The organism is Serratia sp. JSRIV004 (assembly GCF_019968705.1).
In the GTDB taxonomy this organism is placed as follows: domain Bacteria; phylum Pseudomonadota; class Gammaproteobacteria; order Enterobacterales; family Enterobacteriaceae; genus Chania; species Chania fonticola_B.
Map to the genome: position 1 here is coordinate 2,904,518 of NZ_CP074140.1, position 20,463 is coordinate 2,924,980.

The 20,463-nt window shown below is 54.1% G+C and carries 17 protein-coding genes; 8 read left to right on the forward strand and 9 right to left on the reverse strand.

Annotated features, from left to right (window positions below; translation table 11 throughout):
- Positions 1 to 115: 115 nt before the first annotated feature.
- From KGP21_RS13975 to KGP21_RS13990, 4 genes are all read right to left on the reverse strand, one after another.
- Positions 116 to 556 (reverse strand): DUF2569 domain-containing protein, encoded by a 441-nt coding sequence (locus KGP21_RS13975; RefSeq protein ID WP_223538449.1) that lies wholly within the window; start codon positions 554 to 556, stop codon positions 116 to 118.
- A gap of 189 nt (positions 557 to 745) precedes the next feature.
- Positions 746 to 2,158 carry a glycoside hydrolase family 1 protein gene (locus KGP21_RS13980; RefSeq protein WP_021804521.1) on the reverse strand — a complete coding sequence of 471 codons (1,413 nt, stop codon included), beginning with the start codon at positions 2,156 to 2,158 and terminating at the stop codon, positions 746 to 748.
- Between the two features lie 101 nt (positions 2,159 to 2,259).
- The gene (gene araA / locus KGP21_RS13985) at positions 2,260 to 3,765 is read right to left on the reverse strand and encodes an L-arabinose isomerase (protein WP_021804520.1); all 1,506 of its coding nucleotides are present in this window, start codon (positions 3,763 to 3,765) and stop codon (positions 2,260 to 2,262) included.
- A 54-nt stretch (positions 3,766 to 3,819) separates the two neighbouring features.
- On the reverse strand, positions 3,820 to 5,499 hold the full coding sequence (locus KGP21_RS13990) for a ribulokinase (RefSeq protein ID WP_059200733.1): 1,680 nt from the start codon (positions 5,497 to 5,499) through the stop codon (positions 3,820 to 3,822).
- A gap of 359 nt (positions 5,500 to 5,858) precedes the next feature.
- Between KGP21_RS13990 and KGP21_RS13995 the strand changes: the two genes are divergently transcribed.
- The 8 genes from KGP21_RS13995 (at position 5,859) to KGP21_RS14030 (ending at position 14,815) form a co-directional block, all read left to right on the forward strand.
- Complete coding sequence (locus tag KGP21_RS13995) at positions 5,859 to 6,842, forward strand: arabinose ABC transporter substrate-binding protein (protein WP_037374918.1); 984 nt, start codon at positions 5,859 to 5,861, stop codon at positions 6,840 to 6,842.
- Positions 6,843 to 6,902: 60 nt separating this feature from the next.
- Complete coding sequence (gene araG / locus KGP21_RS14000; protein WP_223538450.1) at positions 6,903 to 8,426, forward strand: L-arabinose ABC transporter ATP-binding protein AraG; 1,524 nt, start codon at positions 6,903 to 6,905, stop codon at positions 8,424 to 8,426.
- Positions 8,427 to 8,443: 17 nt separating this feature from the next.
- Positions 8,444 to 9,427: an L-arabinose ABC transporter permease AraH gene (gene araH, locus KGP21_RS14005; RefSeq protein ID WP_021178049.1), complete on the forward strand. Its 984-nt coding sequence runs from the start codon at positions 8,444 to 8,446 to the stop codon at positions 9,425 to 9,427.
- A gap of 329 nt (positions 9,428 to 9,756) precedes the next feature.
- Entirely contained in the window at positions 9,757 to 10,674 is a 918-nt protein-coding gene (gene araC, locus KGP21_RS14010) for an arabinose operon transcriptional regulator AraC (RefSeq protein WP_021804516.1), read from the forward strand.
- Between the two features lie 247 nt (positions 10,675 to 10,921).
- Positions 10,922 to 11,962, forward strand: coding sequence for an oxidoreductase (locus KGP21_RS14015; protein ID WP_179251514.1), 1,041 nt, complete (start codon positions 10,922 to 10,924; stop codon positions 11,960 to 11,962).
- Positions 11,963 to 12,036: 74 nt separating this feature from the next.
- A complete protein-coding gene (locus KGP21_RS14020) occupies positions 12,037 to 13,032 on the forward strand; it encodes a bile acid:sodium symporter family protein (RefSeq protein WP_021178046.1) in 996 nt (331 codons plus the stop codon).
- A gap of 12 nt (positions 13,033 to 13,044) precedes the next feature.
- Complete coding sequence (locus tag KGP21_RS14025) at positions 13,045 to 13,350, forward strand: NIPSNAP family protein (protein ID WP_179251515.1); 306 nt, start codon at positions 13,045 to 13,047, stop codon at positions 13,348 to 13,350.
- 331 nt (positions 13,351 to 13,681) lie between these two features.
- A complete protein-coding gene (locus KGP21_RS14030) occupies positions 13,682 to 14,815 on the forward strand; it encodes an MFS transporter (protein WP_245398488.1) in 1,134 nt (377 codons plus the stop codon).
- A gap of 8 nt (positions 14,816 to 14,823) precedes the next feature.
- Here the strand turns inward: KGP21_RS14030 and KGP21_RS14035 are convergent, their stop codons facing one another.
- The 5 genes from KGP21_RS14035 to KGP21_RS14055 all read right to left on the reverse strand — a co-directional run bounded on the left by KGP21_RS14035 (position 14,824) and on the right by KGP21_RS14055 (position 20,447).
- A complete protein-coding gene (locus KGP21_RS14035) occupies positions 14,824 to 15,732 on the reverse strand; it encodes a LysR family transcriptional regulator (RefSeq protein ID WP_223538452.1) in 909 nt (302 codons plus the stop codon).
- 230 nt (positions 15,733 to 15,962) lie between these two features.
- Positions 15,963 to 16,961 carry an adenosine deaminase gene (gene add / locus KGP21_RS14040; RefSeq protein ID WP_223538453.1) on the reverse strand — a complete coding sequence of 333 codons (999 nt, stop codon included), beginning with the start codon at positions 16,959 to 16,961 and terminating at the stop codon, positions 15,963 to 15,965.
- A gap of 189 nt (positions 16,962 to 17,150) precedes the next feature.
- Positions 17,151 to 18,125: a GlxA family transcriptional regulator gene (locus KGP21_RS14045; RefSeq protein WP_021804508.1), complete on the reverse strand. Its 975-nt coding sequence runs from the start codon at positions 18,123 to 18,125 to the stop codon at positions 17,151 to 17,153.
- Between the two features lie 115 nt (positions 18,126 to 18,240).
- Positions 18,241 to 19,020, reverse strand: coding sequence for an MBL fold metallo-hydrolase (locus KGP21_RS14050; RefSeq protein ID WP_223538454.1), 780 nt, complete (start codon positions 19,018 to 19,020; stop codon positions 18,241 to 18,243).
- Positions 19,021 to 19,265: 245 nt separating this feature from the next.
- Positions 19,266 to 20,447 carry a MalY/PatB family protein gene (locus tag KGP21_RS14055; RefSeq protein ID WP_166734881.1) on the reverse strand — a complete coding sequence of 394 codons (1,182 nt, stop codon included), beginning with the start codon at positions 20,445 to 20,447 and terminating at the stop codon, positions 19,266 to 19,268.
- Positions 20,448 to 20,463 lie beyond the last annotated feature (16 nt).

Here is a 20,463-nt window from a genome sequence, read left to right on the forward strand (position 1 = left end):
ATTATCGGTAATCGGCGGCGTAACGACAACATACTAATCGCAAGGGTATTGCGCTTTTTTGCCCGTTTTGTTGAAAATTTACACAGCAGGGCGTTCAAATCGTGCCTTGCCGTGGTTACTTCTCGGTGAAGGTGCTTTTCACGCGCTGGGAACGCTTAAAATAGGGCACCAGCAGGGCGGCCATCACCAACGGCCATAGCAGGCTACGCACGGCAAGTTCATCGGGCACGGGGGCAAAGGCGAACGCCTTGATCGCCAATAGCACGGTGATCAGCAGCCAGACCAGGAACAGCTTTGGAAAACGTTGTGAACGCTGGCAGAACAGCCACAGCAGGTACAGCGTAAAGCACCACATTACCAGCGTGGTGAGCACCGATAAATACCACTGCGTGGAGAAAGCCTGAGCATTGGTGCTCAGATACTCGCGTGATTCCGGCATAAAAATGGCCATACCGTACAGGGCCAACATCAGGCTGGCGCTGAGCAGGGTAACGATCAGATAGGCCATCGGGGCTAGCAACCAACCGCCAATGCGCGAGTATTCAGCTTGGGTCATACGAGATCCTGAGTGGTATTCCAACAAAGTAAGCGGCATAGCTTACTCAAATATGAGCCAATGCGCGAGGAGAAGGCGGTACCAACGGCAAAATGCCAGTCAGATTGCACTGACTGGCATGACATGGTTTACAAACCTCAGCCGGTTCTCATTGTAGGGGCGCTGCATGCTGCGCCCACTTAACGGCTGTTAACGTTCCGCACCGTTGCTGGCGATCAGCTTCTGGTACCAGAAGAAGCTTTTCTTACGCTGGCGTGCCAGATCCTTGTTGTGGTCAACGTAGATAAAGCCGTACTGTTTCTGGAAACCGTTGAGCCAGCTCAGCAGATCGATAAACGACCATGGATAATAACCGCGTACGTCAGCCCCCTGTTTGATAGCGTCTTCAATGGCACCAATGTGCTGGCGCAGATAGTCGATGCGATCGTCATCCACCACTTCACCGTCGATAATCGGATCTTTGGCTCCCAGACCGTTCTCGGTGATGTAGATAGGGATATCGCCGTAACGCGCCTTGATATTCATGATGCCTTCGGTGAGGCCCTGCGGATAAATTTCCCAGTCCCAATCGGTATACACGCCGTTCGGGTTGCGGACGAACTTGAACAGCCCCTTAAAGCCGAATTCGTTACCCTGCTGGTGGCCGCTGCCTTTCTCACCGGTGGTGTTGATGGTCAGATGTGACTCTTGATTATTGGCCGCGATGGTTTCACGTTTGTAGTAGTTCAGGCCAATAAAGTCACAGATATTGTCACGCAGCAGTTGCTCATCACCAGGGGCGAATTGCGGCACGCCCCACAGCGCCTGAGTCTGTTCTAGCAGTTCAGCCGGATATTCCCCTTTCAGCACAGGATCGTACAGCCAGTGGGTAAAGATCCCTTCGGCCAACTGATAGGCCGCCAGATCTTCCGCTGATTGGCTGAGCGGGGTATGGGTTTGCAACACGTTGACGAAGCCGATTTGGCCGGCAATGCCGCTGGTACGGAATGCGGCTACCGCTTTAGCGTGGGCTACAAAGACGTGGTGACAGGCCTGGATCGCACGTGCCGGGTTCTGTACGCCCGGTGGGTGGCCGCCGGTGATGTAACCGAAGCCGATAAAGCACACGGTTTCATTGAAGGTAGACCACAGTTTGACGCGATCGCCGTAACGTTGGTAACACAGGCGGGCATACTCTTCAAAAGCCTCCGCAGTGCTGCGTGCTTCCCAACCGCCTTCATCTTGCAATGCCTGCGGCAGATCCCAGTGGTACAGGGTGATCATCGGTTCAATGTTGTGTTCCAACAGGGCATCAATCAGATCGCTGTAGAATTTGACCCCGGCCTCATTGATGGTGCCCCGGCCCTGTGGCAGCAGGCGCGGCCAGGAGATTGAGAACCGGTAGCTCTGCATCCCCATTTCGGCCATCAGCGCCACGTCCTCACGGAAGCGGTGATAGTGATCGACGGCAACGTCGCCGTTAGTGCCTTGGTAAGTGGTACCCGGCAGGTGGGAGAAGGTATCCCAGATGGATGGGCCTTTGCCGTCGGCATCGTGTGCGCCTTCAACCTGATACGCCGCGCTAGCCGCGCCCCAGAGGAACGCTTTCGGGAAAGCAGACATAACTATTCTCTCTATACGTTAAATATTGAGTCTAGTTTAGGTCGAGTTGAAATGAGTTTGCAACCGGTTTCTGAAACCGGTTGCAGTTTTTGCGGGAGCGTTTAGCGACGGTTGATTTGGTAGTAGGTTTCATTCCAGCGGATTTCGTTCTTGAACGCTGGTAGGGTGGTGTCGTTGTCGATCAGCAGGAATTCGATGTTGTGCATCTCGGCATACAGGCGCAGGTAGTCGGCGTTTAGTGACTGTGAGAACACCGTGTGGTGCGCACCACCTGCCAGGATCCAGGCTTCTGCGGCCGTAGCCAGGGAAGGCTGAGCGCGCCAGATCGCCCGGGCCACCGGCAGCTTAGGTAATGGTTTAGGCTGCTCAATAGTATCAACCTGATTGACCAGCAGGCGGAAACGATCGCCCATATCGATCAGGCTGGCATTCACCGCCGGGCCTGCCGGGGTAGAGAAGATCAGGCGGGCCGGGTCGGCCTTGCCACCGATGCCAAGATATTGAATATCCAGCAGTGGCTTCTGTTCTTTGGCAATGGAAGGGCAGACTTCCAGCATATGGGACCCCACCACCAAATCGTTGCCCGGCTGGAAGTTGTAGGTGTAATCCTCCATAAACGAGGTGCCGCCATTTAAGCCGCTGCCCATCACTTTCATAATGCGCAGCAGGGCCGCGGTTTTCCAGTCGCCCTCACCGGCAAAGCCGTAACCTTGCTGCATCAGGCGCTGTACCGCTAAACCTGGCAACTGCTTCATGCCGTGCAGCGTTTCAAAGTTGGTAGTGAAGGCGTGGAACTTGCCCTGTTCGAGGAAACGTTTCATGCCCAGTTCGATGGCGGCTGCATCAATCAGGTTCTGCCGTTTGGCCCCGTTAACTTTTGCTACGTCGCTCAGCTCATAGCTGGCTTCGTACTCCTCGATCAGAGCATCGATATCGCCCTTGCTCACTTCATCGATCACGTTGACCAAATCGCCGATGCCATAAGCATCCACGGAATAACCAAACTGGATCTGCGCGGCCACTTTATCGCCATCGGTCACGGCGACCTGGCGCATGTTGTCACCAAAACGCGCCACTTTCAGCTGTTGGCTTTCCTGTTTGGCGCAGGCAACACGCATCCATTGAGCGATTCGCTCCTGGGCATTTTTGTCTTGCCAGTGGCCTGCAATCACGCTGTGCTGCTGGCGCATACGGGCACCGATAAACCCGAACTCGCGGCCACCGTGGGCGGTCTGGTTCAGGTTCATAAAGTCCATATCCATGCTGTCCCACGGAACCTCAGCATTAAATTGGGTATGGAACTGGAGCAGCGGTTTATCGAGGATAGACAGGCCGGCAATCCACATTTTGGCCGGTGAGAAAGTGTGCAGCCAGGTGATGATGCCGATGCAGTCCTGGTGATAGTTGGCATCACGGCAGACGGTGGTGATTTCGTCCGGCGTGGTGACCAGCGGTTTCAGCACCATCTTCACCGGTAAACCTGCGTCGCGGTTCAGGCTGTTCACGACCTGCTCGGCATTTTCCATCACCTGTTGCAGGGTTTTGGGGCCATAAAGATGCTGGCTGCCGATCACGAACCACACTTCACGTTGCTTAAAGATGTTCATCAAAAACTCCTGGAACTAGAGGTTTTATTGAGCCGAGGGATCTGCCACGGCGTATTAATTTTTGGTGATTGCGGCAAAGCGCGGCTCTGCGGCCTGGCACCACTGTTGATAGCGTTCATAAAGTTGTTGGTAACGCGCGACGTTTGCGGGATCGGGCTGCAAAGTACGTTCAATACTGCAAGCCATATGCTGCTGAGCTTGCGGAACGTCGCTGAAATGCCCGGCGGCTACGGCGGCGAAGATGGCTGCACCCAACGCGCAGCACTGGTCGGAGGCGACAATCTGTAGCGGACGATCCATCACATCGGCGCAAACCTGCATAATCACCGGTGACTTGCGGGCAATACCGCCCAAAGCCAGCACGTTATCGACGGGAATGTCCTGCTGTTCGAAGCACTCCATGATGGCGCGGGCGCCAAATGCCGTTGCGGCGATAAAGCCACCAAACAGCGTGGGCGCATCGGTGCCGAGATTGAGATCGGTGATCACTCCTTTCAGGCGCTGGTTGGCGTAGGGGGTGCGGCGGCCATTGAACCAGTCCAATACCACTGGCAGATGGTCAAGAGACGGGTTTTTGGCCCAGGCGGCGGTCAGGGCGGCCAGCATGTCATGCTCGATTTGTTGCAGCTGTGTCTGGAGTTGCGGTTGCGTCTTGGCGGCTTCACGCAGTGGCCAGCTCAGCAGGCGGCTGAACCAGGCGTACATATCGCCAAAAGCGGATTGCCCGGCCTCCATCCCGATGGTTTGCGGCACCACGCTGCCGTCCACCTGGCCGCAGATGCCGCTGATGGCGCGATCTCCCACGCGCTCACGATCGGCGATCAGAATGTCGCAGGTCGATGTGCCAATCACCTTCACCAGCGTATAAGGCTGCGCTCCGGCTCCCACTGCCCCCATATGACAGTCAAAGGCGCCACCGGACAGCACCACGCTTTCTGATAGCCCAAGCCGTGTGGCCCACTCTTTGCTCAGCGTCCCTACCGGCAAATCGGCAGTGTAGGATCCGTTGAACAGTGGATAGGGCAAATCTTCCACCAGCATCGGATCCAAGGCCGCAAAGAAGGCTTTCGGTGGCAAACCGTCCCAATCCGGATGCCACAGCGTTTTATGCCCAACGCTGCAACGTCCGCGCTTTAACCGATCCGGTGCAGTAGTGCCAGAAAGCAGTGCCGGTACCCAGTCGCATAGCTCAACCCAAGAGGCGGCTGCGTGGCGTACCGCCTCGTCCTGGCGTGAAACGTGCAAGATTTTGGCCCAGAACCACTCAGAGGAATAAACGCCGCCGATATAGCGCGAATAATCGGGGAAATCACCACGGCGACAAAGCTGGTTAATTTCCTCCGCCTCCTCGATGGCGGTGTGGTCTTTCCACAACACAAACATGGCGTTGGGATTGCTGGCAAACTCTGGCCGCAACGCCAACACGTCGCCATATTCATCAATCGGGGCGGGAGTGGAGCCGGTGGAATCAACCCCAATCCCGACCACGCTCTGCCGCTGTTCCTGGCTCATGCGCTGCACTACGGCGACGATGGCTTGCTCCATGGCTTCGATATAGTCGAGTGGATGGTGGCGGAACTGGTTCTGCGCGGCATTACAGAAATCACCACGCTGCCAGCGAGGGTAGTAGACCACCTCGGTATCCAGTTCGTTACCGTTTTGACAGTCGACAGCCAGTACCCGCACTGAATCGCTGCCGAAGTCTAATCCCAGGGCAATAGCACCTGCCGTCATGATGCGGACTCCTTACTTGTTAGGTTGAGATTAACGATAGGAGCGGGACGGGGAGGCAGGTGAGGAAGCATTGGCTGGAAGTATGCACTTTTCTGCTTGCTACAGTGATTTTGTGATGGGGGTCAAAAGTTATCACTTGGTTAAATTTGCTAAATGTATGCACATATCTGCTGTTATCTCGGGATGTGATAGCGCTCTACATTTAACTAACAAATACCGGCTAAAACTGTTTGCGTCTTACCTGAGTCGACGGCAAGAAGCGAGATGCAAGGCCATTGCCGTGACAGGATCTCATAATGATAACGTTTTCACGGCGGCCCGATTTTTCTGCCGATGAAAGCAAAACAGCGGAGAGTACCATGCATAAATTCACTAAGGCGTTGGCAGTGATCGGTCTGACGGCGGTTATGTCACATTCAGCTATCGCAGAGACCATGAAACTGGGTTTTTTGGTTAAACAGCCAGAAGAGCCCTGGTTCCAGACTGAATGGAAATTTGCCGACAAGGCGGGTAAAGACCTGGGGTTTGAAGTGATCAAGATTGCCGTGCCGGACGGCGAGAAAACCCTCAATGCCATCGACAGCCTGGCGGCCAGCGGGGCCAAGGGATTTGTTATCTGCACCCCAGACCCAAAACTCGGCTCGGCGATTGTCGCCAAGGCACGCAGCTACGACCTGAAAGTGATCGCGGTTGACGACCAGTTTGTTAATGCCAAAGGCAAGCCGATGGAGAGTGTGCCGCTAGTGATGATGGCGGCCACCAAGATAGGTGAGCGCCAAGGTGCCGAGCTGTGGAAAGAGATGAACAAGCGTGGCTGGAAAGTGGCAGAGACCGGCGTAATGGCGATCACCTCCGATGAACTGGACACGGCACGCCGCCGTACCGGTGGCTCGATGGATGCATTGAAAACCGCGGGTTTCCCAGAACAGCAAATCTACAAGGTACCGACCAAATCCAACGATATCCCAGGGGCGTTTGATGCCGCCAACTCGATGCTGGTGCAGCATCCTGAAGTGAAAAACTGGCTGATCGTCGGGATGAACGACAATACCGTGCTGGGCGGCGTGCGTGCCACCGAAGGTCAGGGCTTTAAAGCGCCTAACGTGATCGGCATTGGTATCAACGGCGTTGACGCGGTAAGCGAGCTTTCCAAGAAACAGGCAACCGGCTTCTACGGTTCACTGCTGCCAAGCCCGGATATTCATGGCTACAAGAGCATTCAGATGCTGCATGACTGGGTAGAGAAAGGCGTGGAACCAGAGAAATTCACCGAAGTGACCGACGTGGTGCTGATCACCCGCGACAACTTCCAGGTGGAACTGCAGAAAAAAGGCCTGATGTAAGGAGCGTGCCGCCTGTACCAAGCGGGCGGCCATTTATCGCACAGCATTGAGGAAAGCACTATGACTGCCGTCACGCCCTATCTGGCTTTTAAAGGCATCGGTAAAAGCTTCCCTGGCGTCAAAGCGCTGGATGATATCAGTTTCAACTGTCAGGCCGGGCAGATCCACGCCCTGATGGGGGAAAACGGCGCCGGGAAATCGACGCTGCTGAAAATCCTCAGCGGCAATTACGCCCCAAGCAAAGGGGAGATCCACCTCCAGGGGCGAGCCGTACAGTTTGCCAATACCACCGACGCGCTGAACGCCGGGGTGGCGATTATCTACCAGGAACTGCATCTGGTGCCGGAAATGACCGTGGCAGAGAACATTTACCTTGGCCAGTTGCCGACCAAACATGGCCTGGTGGATCGTAAACTGCTGCGTTATGAGTCCCGCTTACAGCTGGAACACCTCGGTTTGGACATCGATCCGGATACTCCGTTGAAGTACCTGTCGATTGGTCAATGGCAGATGGTGGAGATTGCCAAGGCTCTGGCGCGTAACGCCAAAGTGATTGCGTTTGATGAGCCGACCAGTTCGTTGTCGGCACGTGAAATTGAGCAGCTGTTCCGGGTGATCCGCGAGCTGCGGGCTGAAGGGCGAGTGATCCTGTATGTCTCACACCGGATGGAGGAAATCTTTGCGCTGAGTGACGCCATCACCGTGTTTAAGGATGGCCGCTATGTACGTACCTTCGACGATATGCAGCAGGTCAACAATGAAGTGCTGGTGCAGGCGATGGTGGGTCGCGATCTTGGCGATGTTTATGGCTACCAGCCACGCGAGTTGGGAGAAGTGCGGTTGCAGCTTACCGATCTGCAGGCCGTCGGGGTGAAAACGCCTATCAGCCTCAACGTACGCGCTGGCGAAATTGTTGGCCTGTTTGGTCTGGTGGGTGCAGGGCGCAGCGAATTGATGAAAGGGATTTTTGGCGCTACGCGGGTCACTGCGGGCCAATTGATGCTCGATGGCAAGCGGCTTGATGTCCGTTCACCGATCGATGCTATCCGTGCAGGCGTAATGCTGTGCCCGGAAGATCGTAAGGCCGACGGCATCATTCCGGTGCACTCGGTGCGCGACAATATCAACATCAGCGCACGCCGCAAAAGCATCAAGGCGGGCTGCCTGATTGATAACGCCTGGGAAACCAGCAATGCCGATCACCACATCCGCGCGCTGAATATCAAAACCCCCACTGCCGAACAGCTGATCATGAACCTCTCCGGTGGCAATCAACAGAAGGCGATCCTGGGCCGCTGGCTGTCGGAAGAGATGAAGGTGATCCTGCTGGATGAGCCGACACGCGGTATCGACGTTGGCGCAAAACACGAAATCTACCACGTGATTTATCAGCTGGCGCAGCAGGGCATTGCGGTGCTGTTCGCCTCCAGCGATTTGCCCGAAGTGCTGGGGCTGGCGGATCGCATCATCGTGATGCGTGAAGGGGCGATCTCTGGCGAGTTGACCCATAGCGAGGCCACTGAGGAAAAAGCCCTCAGCCTGGCGATGTTACGTACCCCCGATATTGCTGCGGCGATAGCCTGATTGTGAAGGAGCAAGAGATGTCGAGCATGACAACCAATTCTGTGAAAAACCGCGGTGGCCTTGGGTTGGCGCGTATCTGGGACAGCTATGGCATGCTGGTGGTATTCGCCGTGCTGTTTGTCGCCTGCGTTGCGTTCGTGCCGAATTTTGGCAGTTTTATCAATATGAAAGGCCTGGGGCTAGCGATCTCCATGTCCGGGATGGTGGCGTGTGGCATGCTGTTTTGTCTGGCCTCAGGTGATTTTGACCTGTCGGTGGCGTCGGTTATCGCCTGTGCGGGTGTCACCGCGGCGGTGGTGATCAACATGACCGAGAGCCTGTGGATCGGCGTGGCTGCCGGTTTGCTGTTAGGTGTGCTCTCTGGGCTGATCAATGGTTTTGTGATCGCCCGCCTCAAGATTAACGCGCTGATCACCACGTTGGCCACCATGCAAATCTTCCGCGGCTTGGCCTATATCATTTCCGATGGGAAAGCGGTGGGGATCGAAGATGAGCGGTTCTTTGCGCTCGGCTATGCCAACTGGTGGGGGCTGCCTGCACCGATTTGGATCACTATCGGCTGTCTTATCCTGTTTGGTTTCCTGCTCAATAAAACCACCTTTGGCCGTAATACCCTGGCTATCGGTGGCAACGAGGAGGCGGCTCGTCTGGCCGGGGTGCCGGTAGTGCGTACCAAGATCATCATCTTTGTGCTTTCCGGACTGGTATCTGCCGCTGCGGGCATTATTCTGGCTTCGCGTATGACCAGCGGCCAGCCGATGACCTCCATCGGTTATGAGCTGATCGTGATCTCCGCCTGCGTGCTGGGGGGCGTTTCGCTCAAAGGCGGCATCGGTAAAATTTCCTACGTTATCGCCGGGATCCTGATCCTGGGTACGGTGGAGAACGCCATGAACCTGCTGAACATCTCGCCGTTCTCGCAGTATGTGGTGCGCGGCGTGATCCTGCTGGCCGCGGTGATTTTTGACCGCTACAAGCAACAAGCGAAGAGCAGGGCGTGAAGACCCATCACAATTTTGCGATTGCTATGAGCAGCATTTTGCCGAATGGGTAAACTTGCTATAGGTGGATAGTGTTTTGTCGTTTATTCAGCAATCTCTATTTTCCCCTCACCCCAACCCTCTCCCCAAAGGAGAGGGAGCTGCACGGAGCGCGTGGTTGGCCCGTGCAGCTTCGGTAAGTAGGTAGTAAGAGGAAAGGCAGGTATTACACAGAAAAATCAACGAACTCGATCGGTTCCCTCTCCCTGTGGGAGAGGGGTAGGGTGAGGGAAGCAGACCACTCATCTTGCCAAGTTTTGGGATAAAGAAACGACACATTCGGAGGCCAGATGTATCATCGCATGGTTCAGGAACCCCAACCGAACCCGCTGTTGCCGGGTTACACCTTTAACGCCTACCTGGTTGCCGGGCTGACGCCGATTATGGCGGACGGGCCGCTGGATTTCTTTATCGACCGCCCCGGCGGCATGAAGGGCTACATCCTCAATCTGACCATTAAAGGCCAGGGCAAGGTGTTTGACGGTGAGGAAACGTTTTACTGTAACCCCGGCGATCTCCTGCTGTTTCCGCCCAAGGCGGCGCATAACTATGGCCGATCACCGGATAGTGACTGCTGGTATCACCGTTGGGTGTATTTCCGCCCGCGGGCCTATTGGGCCGACTGGCTGGAATGGCACAGCAAGGCGCATCAGGTGGGGCGTCTGACGTTGCCCAACAACCCGTTGCTGACCGAATTTGACCGTCTGTTTGCCAACATTGAGCAGACCCAACGCTCCGGCCGCCGTTTTGCCGAAGAAATTGGCATGAACCTGCTGGAACGGCTGTTGCTGCGCGCGATGGAGGAGGATCCCCTCAGCCCACAGAAGATTATGGACCCACGGGTGATTGAGGCTTGCCAGTTCATTACCGGCAATCTGGCAGGGGAGCTGCGTATCGATGAAGTGGCCCGCCACGTTTGTCTTTCGCCATCGCGGCTGGCACATCTGTTCCGTGACCAGGTCGGGATAAATATCTTGCGCTGGCGTGAAGATCAGCGAGTGATCCGCGCCAAATTGCTGCTGCAAACTACCCAGGAATCGATTGCCACCATTGGCCGGGTGGTTGGCTATGACGATCAACTCTATTTTTCCCGGGTGTTTCGTAAGCGAGTTGGCGTCAGCCCCAGCGATTTTCGCCGCCGTAGCCTGGAGATCAACTACCCGGTGAACCATTCCCGGGATCGGTCACTGATTGCCGCATCCCGTTAATCGGCCAACGGATACGATCGTTGTTGGGGGCGCCGCGTGCAGCGCCCGCTTTGTTGTATTGCCCGTTTATTATCGATTTGCATTTAGCTCTTGTTCCAGCCCGCATGATGGTGTCAAATCGCATCAATCCCTACTTCATTTTTCTAGCGGCAACACTCAGGGGTAGCTTTCTTGCCCCAACTTACACGGACGTAGCATTTCATCTGCCTGGAATTGATGCGTATATCGCCCTGTATGAGGAAACAAGATGTCTGAAACAATCCGCGTTGGCCTGGTGGGCTATGGTTACGCCAGCAAGACCTTTCATGCTCCGCTGATCGCAGGAACCCCTGGCATGGAGTTGGCTGCCGTTTCCAGCAGCGACGCCGGTAAAGTCCACGCTGACTGGCCGATGATGACGGTGGTCAGCGACCCGCAGGCGCTGTTTAACGATCCCTCGATTGACCTGATTGTCATTCCAACCCCGAACGATACCCATTTCCCGCTGGCGCAACAGGCGATGGCGGCGGGCAAAAATGTGGTGGTGGATAAACCGTTTACCGTGACACTGTCACAGGCGCAGCAGCTACAACAGCAGGCTGCTCAGAGTGGACAACTGCTTTCAGTGTTTCATAACCGCCGCTGGGACAGCGATTTCCTGACCTTAAAAGCCTTGCTAAAAGACGGCGCGTTAGGAGAAGTGGTCTATTTTGAATCCCATTTCGATCGTTTCCGCCCGGAAGTCCGCCAGCGCTGGCGTGAGCAAGGTGGGGCTGGCAGCGGTATTTGGTACGATCTGGGGCCGCATCTGATCGACCAGGCGTTGCAGCTGTTTGGCAAGCCACAAACGCTTTTTGTCGATCTCGGCGAGCTACGCCCGGGTTCACAATCGGTAGATTACTTCCATGCGGTGCTCAATTACGGCCATCGGCGTGTGGTGCTGCATGGCACGGTGCTGGCCGCGGCAGAAACTGCTCGTTACATTGTGCACGGCACGCAGGGCAGCTTTATCAAATATGGTCTGGATCCGCAGGAAGACCGCCTGAAAGCCGGTGAGCGTTTGCCGCAGGCCGACTGGGGTTACGACATGCGCGACGGAGTAGTGACGTTGTCACGTGATGGCATGTTGGCGGAACAGCCGCTATTGACCATTCCGGGCAATTATCCGGCCTATTACGCCGCCATTCGTGACGCAATTTCCGGTGCCGGTACCAACCCAGTTCCGGCCAGCGAGGCGATACAGGTTATGGAAATGATCGAGCTGGGCATTGAGTCGGCCAAACAGCAAAAAGCGCTACCGGTCAGCTAATATCAATAACAACAGTAGGGTTCAGAGCGCTTCTGAACCCTTTTTACGTATTAAATAGCAAGGAATTTTGCAGGATGTCCTGGTTACAACGTCTACGTATCGACAAGTTTTTACTGGTACTGCTGATGGTGGTGCTGTTGGCCTCATTGCTACCCTGTGAAGGGATTTGGCAGACTTTCTTCGAACATTTAACTACCGCCGCGATAGCCTTGTTGTTCTTCATGCACGGGGCGAAACTCTCCCGTGAGGCGATCGTTGCCGGCATGAGCCACTGGAAGCTGCACCTGGTGGTGTTTCTCAGTACCTTTGCGCTCTTCCCCTTGTTAGGGTTGTCGATGAACCTGCTGGTGCCGGGCTTGATGACGCCTACCGTTTATCTGGGTTTCCTCTATCTGTGTGCTTTGCCTGCCACGGTTCAATCGGCAATCGCCTTCACCTCCGCAGCAGGAGGGAACGTGGCGGCGGCGATCTGCAGCGCTTCGGCATCCAGCATTCTTGGGGTATTCCTGTCTCCGCTGCTGGTGGGGGCATTGATGCATACGCAAGGAGGCAATACTGACGTACTGCATGCCATTGGCTCGATTATTCTGCAACTGATGGTACCGTTTGTTATTGGCCATCTGGCGCGTCCGCTGATTGGCAAATGGATCGATCGCCATCGCAAACTGATTAACCTCACCGACCGTTCCTCGATCCTGCTGGTGGTCTATACCGCGTTCAGCGCGGCGGTGGTTGAGGGGATTTGGCACACCATTGACGGCTGGTCGCTGCTGACGATCCTGGTGATGTCGCTGGTGCTGTTGGCGGTGGTACTGGTTATCAACACCTATGCCGCACGTTGGCTGGGCTTTGATACCGCGGATGAGATCACTATCGTGTTTTGTGGTTCGAAAAAGAGCCTGGCCAACGGCATTCCGATGGCCAACGTGCTATTTCCTGCTGCCGCCGTTGGGGCGATGGTATTACCGTTGATGATTTTCCATCAGGTACAGTTGATGGTATGTGCGGTGCTGGCACAGCGCTATGCGCGTAAAACAGCCCAGCAGCGTGAAGTAGCCGTAACTAAATAACAAGGACGTAGCATGAGCAAGGTAGTCGAGATTTTGCAATATCGTTTACAAGCGGGTAGCGGCGAGCGTTTTCACCACATCATGCAGCATGACAGCGTGCCGCTGCATAAGGCCGCAGGGATCACTGTGCTGGAGTACGGTGTCTCGCTACACGATCCCGATGCCTATTACCTGCTGCGGCGGTTTGACGGCATGGCGGAAATGGAACAGGTATTGCAGGATTTCTACCGCAGCCAAGCTTGGTTGGAGGGGCCACGAACGGAAATTGTGGCCCTGATCGAGGAGAGTCACCGGGTGGTGCTGCCGTATCAGCCCTGACATGCCGTGGGTTGTGGGCTTAACGGAATTGTCCGGTCGGGGATTTGGCACTGGTGGATATCGGGATCGGTGCCGTCCCCAACTGGCAAACGGATTTCAGACTTTGGATAAATCTCTTATTTTCTCTGCATGAGCTTTGCGGTATCTGCAAAGCCATTATCTGATTTAATGGTATTCCACTATTGTCGCCAGTAAATAAAATGAAAGCAGGGTATTTATTATTTTTTTTTTGATTCATTTTAATTCAACTGAAGCAGTTAATGACAATGGTGAATTTACTATGATAGATACAAGGGTTTACTTTTCGTTAGCCTGTTTGTGTGCTCTGTCTGTGGCGAATATTTATTATAACCAACCGTTACTGGCGTTATTTTCCAGGGAATTCAGCGCAGATGCCAAGACGGTAGGCTCAATTGCGATGGTTGTTCAGTTATCTTACGCTGCAGGATTGGTCTTTTTTGTCCCCTTGGGCGATCGCGTTGTGCGGCGGAGGCTGCTGGGTATTTTACTGGGGATTAATGCCGCTGCCTCACTGTTCGCTGCTATGGCTCAAGATATTGCACAACTACTGATAAGTCATATCGCCATTGGTATGACCGCAGTAGGGGCACAAATAATTATTCCAATGGCGACTTTGTTGGCGCCCCCAGAACAGCGGGGGCGGGCTGTCGGAATAGTGATGAGTGGACTGATGGCTGGAGTGCTGTTTGCTCGTATTCTTTCAGGCGTTATTGGCGAGCACTGGGGATGGCGTGCTATGTACATCATAGCAGCGGCCATCAATGCGATAATGATCGCGATAATCTATCGCTTACTGCCTCATAACTGCCCATCAAAAAATCCGATGCCTTACCGGCAGTTAATCGTATCGCTCTTAACCTATTTCCGGCAAGAGAGCGAGTTACGCAAAGCCTGTCTGTCTGGAGCCTTACTGTTTGGCTCTTTCAGTGCACTATGGGGGGCTTTGGCTTTGCTTCTGTCTCGTCCTCCTTATCATTTCGGTAGTGATATTGTTGGAGCTTTCGGTTTTGCTGGAATCGCAGGGATCCTGATGACACCGATCATCGGTAATTTGGCGGACAGGTATACGCCACAGGCGATTGTTTTTTTAGGCAGCCTCTGCGCTATAGTCGGTTTTTTACTGTTGGCAATGTCAGGACACTATTTGACCGCACTCATCATCAGCGTCATTTTTCTAGATGTTGGGGGACGTGCAGGCCTAGTTGGCAATCAGTTACGGGCACTGGCATTGTCGGAAGTCGCCCGCAGTCGGCTCAATACTGTTTTTATGTTTTGCTATTTTCTCGGCGGAGCCTTTGGCACACGTATAGGCGCAGAGCTAAGCCTGCGATTTGGATGGTTTGGCATTGCGTTGCTTGGCGTTATCACCTCCCTGATCGTCATGTTCTTCAACTTCACAGGTATGTTGTCTTTGTTCCGGCGACCCTCTCCCCCTTATTTATAATATGGGGTTTATTGTTGAGGTTTCCCCAATTCGTTGGCCAGGTGTTTATGTAGTGCCTGAAGAAACACTGTCAACCTAGGGGAAATTTTTGGTTCGGCACGTAAGAGGTGGATTTCCTGAGTCTGCCGCTGAGGATCATCAAAGACTTTCACGAGTCGTCCTGCGTTGATATCAGTACCGACCACCCAGTTAGGAAGGAATGCAATACCTAATCCATGGACAGCCGAATTGCGCAGTGCATCAAAATCATTGCAGCGTAGATAGATATGATGCTTCCTCTCGGGATCCTGATAGATCACTCTCCGCCAACATATCGAATAGGGATCCTGAAATTTATCTAGCAGATGATGCCCTTCAAGTTCATCAAGCCCGCTTGGATGACCATGGTTTTGCAGATAAAACGGGCTTGCACATGCTATCCAATACTGGTCTGCAATATGCGTGGCATACAGAGCGCTGTCTTTTAGGGGGCCAATTCTGATGACGGCATCAAGCCGTTCGATCGATGGATTGGTCAACCGTTCAGTTAAATCCAGCGCAAGATCAATATCAGGGAAATTTTTCTTGAACTCAGCTAGCCATGGGAATATATGAAGTTTGGCGAAGGTAGGCAAACAGCTAACACGTAAAATTCCTTTCAGCCCTGTATTCATTGAGCCAATTTCACTATACATATCACTGAGAGCATCAAGAATTTTTATTGATCGAAGATATAAGGCCTCTCCGGCATCGGTAAGCATTAGACCACGGGGCGAACGGATAAATAACTTTATCCCCATTACATCTTCAAGCCTGTTTATTTTGCGCATGATCGAGGATGGGTTCACCCCGTGCCTGCGTGCAACAGAAGAAAATGAACCATTTCTGGCAATATCAATAAATAGCGATAAGTTTTCCGTATATCTGTACAAATCCATATGCGCACCATTTATAACTTTAGTTTCTGACGTCTATACTGTTGAGGATAAATGACGAGTTCAAAAATCAACCATAGCACATTTTATTCTGGGGCTATAGTCTGATACTTATGGAGCGAAAACTCATGATTACTGAGTTTTGCGTTTTGAGATGGAAATATCCAGAACGGCCAAGACAAGATCCTGAGAGCAGACCCAACGGCCAGTGCCGCTGAGCCTGCAGCAAGGGATCAGCCAAGCACTTTCGCGCGTAGCGCCTGTTTTTCCTGCTCGCTGAGGAAGGCCATCTTCAGGCCGTTTTCCTGGGCGGTGCGGATTTCTTGCGGCGTTAATCCGGCCTGCGGCGCCGCTACGCGGTATTCGTGTTCAATCTCAATGCCTTGCACAGCTGGATCGTCGGTATTGATGGAAGCTACCACGCCATGGCGCAGGAAGGTGGCCAGCGGATGTTGTGCCAACGAAGCTACGGTGCTGGTTTGAATATTTGAAGTCAGGCACGACTCAATGCCGATGCCATGCTGCGCCAGATAATCCATCAGTGCTGGATCCTCCACCGCTTTAACCCCGTGCCCAATGCGCTCTGCACCCAACTCACGGATCGCCTGCCAGATGCTTTCCGGACCAGCGGCTTCACCGGCATGAACGGTAATGCGCAGGCCAGCGTCACGTGCACGGTTGAAATGGCTAAGGAACAGGCTGCCAGGGAAGCCTAGCTCATCGCCAGCTAGATCCAACGCGGTGATGCCGTCGCGATGGGTCAGTAGGGCGTCTAGCTCTTGCAGGCAGGCCGCTTCGCCGAAGGTACGGCTCATGATGCCAATCAGGCGTACGTCAATATCGCGGTCGCGGCAACCAGAGCGAATGCCGTCAATCACCGCTTCCACCACGCCAGCCACCGGTAACTGGTGCTTCATCGCCATGTAGTAGGGGGAGAAACGCAGCTCGGCGTAGTGCAACCCGGCATTTGCCGCATCTTCCACGTTTTCATAAGCCACGCGACGGCAGGCATCCAGATCGCCCAGCACCGCGACTCCCCAGTCAAGCTTTTGCAAAAAGCTCATCAGGTCGGGTTCGGTATGGGTGATTTGCACATGGGGAAGCAGGGCAGCCAGCTCGTTGGCTGGCAGGGCTAGGTTGAACTGGCGGCCGAGTTCAAGAATGGTTTGCGCGCGGATGTTACCGTCCAGATGACGGTGAATATCGGTAAGGGGCAAGCGGGAGTCAATCATGGCGGCACTCATTATTTTTGTATAGGTAAAGTGCGGATCAGTATAAAAACAAACGAATGAAAATAGCTATTGAGTTGCATAAAAAAGTGATAATTGTCACATTAAATCGCAAGTTCGCCGTTCAGGATAAAGCGACGATGGACTCCCCCATGCGTTTTATATTTAGCCACGGTTCTTTATGGCTTGCGCTCAGGTCTTTTCCAGATCCACCGGCGCAGGGCCACGAAATGCCCGGCGCCATTCGCTTGGGCTGACGCTGAATCTCGCCTTAAAACTCTGGCGGAAAGAAATCGGCGACTGAAACCCCGCCATGTCCGACACACTTTCAATGCTGTCGTCCGTGGTTTCCAGCAATTCCTGGCTTCTTTGCAGACGCTCTGCGTTAAGCCATTCTCCCAGCGTGGTTCCGGTTGCCTTGAAAAAATGACGGGTCAACGTTCGCCGGCTCATGCTGACAAACCCGGCCAGTGAGTCGAGATCGTGCGGCTTGTCCAGATTGCGACGCAGGTAGTCCATCAACTCGTTCATTTTGCTGTCACGCGTCGATACCGGTATGGGGCGTTCAATAAACTGAGCCTGACCGCCTTCCCGGTAGGGAGGAACAACCATTCTTCGTGCCACCCGGTTGGCAACCGCAGTTCCGTAATGGTCACGGATAATATTCAGGCAGCAGTCAATGCCGGCGGCGGTGCCGGCAGAGGTAATAAGACGTTCATCACTGGTATACAGCGAGTTGCTGTCCAGATGCACGGCGGGAAATCTTTCAATAAAGTCCTGTTCGTACTCCCAGTGCGTTGCGGCGCGGTGCCGATCAAGCAAACCGGAATAGGCCAGCACGTAAGCGCCGAGACAAAGGCCCACCACTTCTGCGCCGCGCTGCCATGCGCTTATGAGCTTATCCAGCAGCGCCTGCGAGGGTCTTTCTTCAGGATGATGCCAGTAGGGCACGATAACAATGTCTGCGACGTCAAGCCGCTCAAGGCCATGCTCCACATTGATGGACAGGCCAATATCAGACAGAACGATGCCCGGTTGTTCAGCACAGATTTCGACGCTGAATAAATCCGGCTGCGGCATCGACTGTCCGAAAATAATACACGGCACTGAAAAGTGAAACGGGCTAAATCCGGCCGTGGCGATCACGGCGACCGTCAGTGTAGACATAACGTTAACCTTACCGTAAATGACAATCGCCGGATCACCGACGGCTAACATGCTGATTTTGACTGACCAAAGGATTCGTAATGGCATCCTTCCCTCAATCAGACGGCGTGATTGATCAGAACGCCATTGTTTCACCGTCTGCAGGAATAAGCACTCGATCATCAATGCTGTGTTCAAGGGTGAACTCTTTTAACTCCGCGCGCGTAAGAAGGCAATGGTTAATCGATTCCATATGAGACGCCACGATGGTGGCAGTCGGCAACATCTGTAGCGTGCGAAGCGTGTCCTCTTTGCCCATGATAATCGGGCCGTAAAGGTCGTTGACAGCATAGCCGGTGTTTAGCACCACAATCTCCGGCTTGAAGCGTTGCAGGCTTCTTACATAAGGTTTAACCCAGACGGTATCACCCGCGATATAAAGCGTTTTTTCATCATGATGAGTGAAGACCAGCCCGCATGCATCACCCAGTAAATCACCCCATTGGGCATCTGCGTACAATTCGTTACTGCCGTGCTGACCGTCCGTTTTATAAATAGTCAGACCGTCAACGAAATGATTTTCATCTTGCAGCACGCGAATGTTGCGAAAGCCCTGGGAACGGATCAGCGCCGCGTCGTTCTCATCCTGCGTGTAGATAAGCATGTCTTTGGGTACAGCCTGCTGTGCCGCCTCATCCCAGTGATCGGTGTGGGTGTGGGTCAGGATAACGGCATCAACAGCCAGTAAATTCTCTACGGCCACAGGCAAAGCAACCATGGGATTACGCAGGTGCGGGCGAGCATTCCCGGCAAAGCCATCCCAGGCTTCCTTTTCTGCCAGCATCGGGTCGATAAGAAATTTTTTACCGGAATATTCCAGCACGAGCGTAGCATTGCGGATTTGCGTTAATTTCATCGATTGCTCCAGTCATTCATCAGATATTGAGGCTAATCTATCGTGTTTGCGGTTGTCCGACAGGATGGATGCGAGTGGGCTTACTATAAAATGGGGCAGGGATAAGCCGTGACATGCTCTCGGGTCATTAGTCGATGAAATCAGGTCAATCGCAATGGTTCGGGTTTTAACGGGTACCATGACAATGCTGAGGGGAGTTGACGCTCAATGAAAAACCAGGGGCACTATGCCCCTGGCGATATGACCTATTTTGCGTCCAGGACAAATTGCAACGCGGCGATCAGCTTATCCATCCCGGCCTCAACCTTGCTGCGCGGGCAGCCGACGTTCAGGCGCAGGAAACCGCGGCCCTCTTCGCCATAGGTAAAGCCTGGCATGATGGCGACTTTCTCTCGTTCGATCAGCACCTGCTGCAATTCGCGGTCGTCAATGCCTAACGGGCGTATATCAATCCACGCCAGATAGGTGGCCTGCGGTGGCTGCCAGTTTAGCTGCGGTAACGCCTGGTTGAGCCGTTCGGCCACGTAGGTCAGGTTATCTTGCAGATAGTCGCGCAGGGCGTCTAGCCAAGGCTCGCCGTGGCGGTAGGCGGCAATATGGGCTACTACTGCCAGCACCGCAGGGGAGGATAATCCATCGCGGCTTTTTAGTGCCTGAACGTAGCTATCCCGCGCGCTATCATCGCTGATAATGCCATAGGCCCCGGTGAGCGCCGGAATGTTGAAGGTTTTAGAGCCGGAAGTCAGCAACGCCCACGGGGTGGTGGCCACCTGGCTCCATGGAGTGTGACGATGTTCTCCCCAAACCATATCCATATGGATCTCATCGCTGATCACCTTCACGTCATGGCGTTCGCACAGCTCTGCCATCTGCTCCAGTTCATGCTGTGTCCACACCTTACCAGTGGGGTTTTGCGGGCTGCACAGCAGCAGGATCTTGGTTTGTGGACGGGCCAGCAGGGCTTCCAGATGGGCCATATCGCATTGCCAATCGTTATCCACTTTGTGCAGCGGGCAAGGTAACACCTGACGCTGATTACCCAAGATCACCTTATAGAACGCATCATAGGCTGGTGTATGGGTGACCACATATTCCCCCGGAGCCGACCAGATACGCACCAGCTGCGCCACCATGTAAATCACCGAGGGGCCATAGACCGCCTTGGTCGTATCGATGGGCGCATTGAAGCGTTGTTGATACCAATGCCGCACCGCGCCAAGAAAGTCTTCATGCTGCCAGCGGCTGTAGCCCAACACGCCGTGTTGCAGACGCTGTTGCAGAGCTTCAAGAATGCAGGGGGCGGTGGCGAAATCCATATCGGAGATGGTGAAAGGCAGCAGATCTGCGGTGCCAAAACGGTCGGCGATGTAGTCCCACTGGGTGCACCAGGTACCGTGACGATCTACCGGGGTAGAAAAATCAAACATGTGAAACTCCGAACAA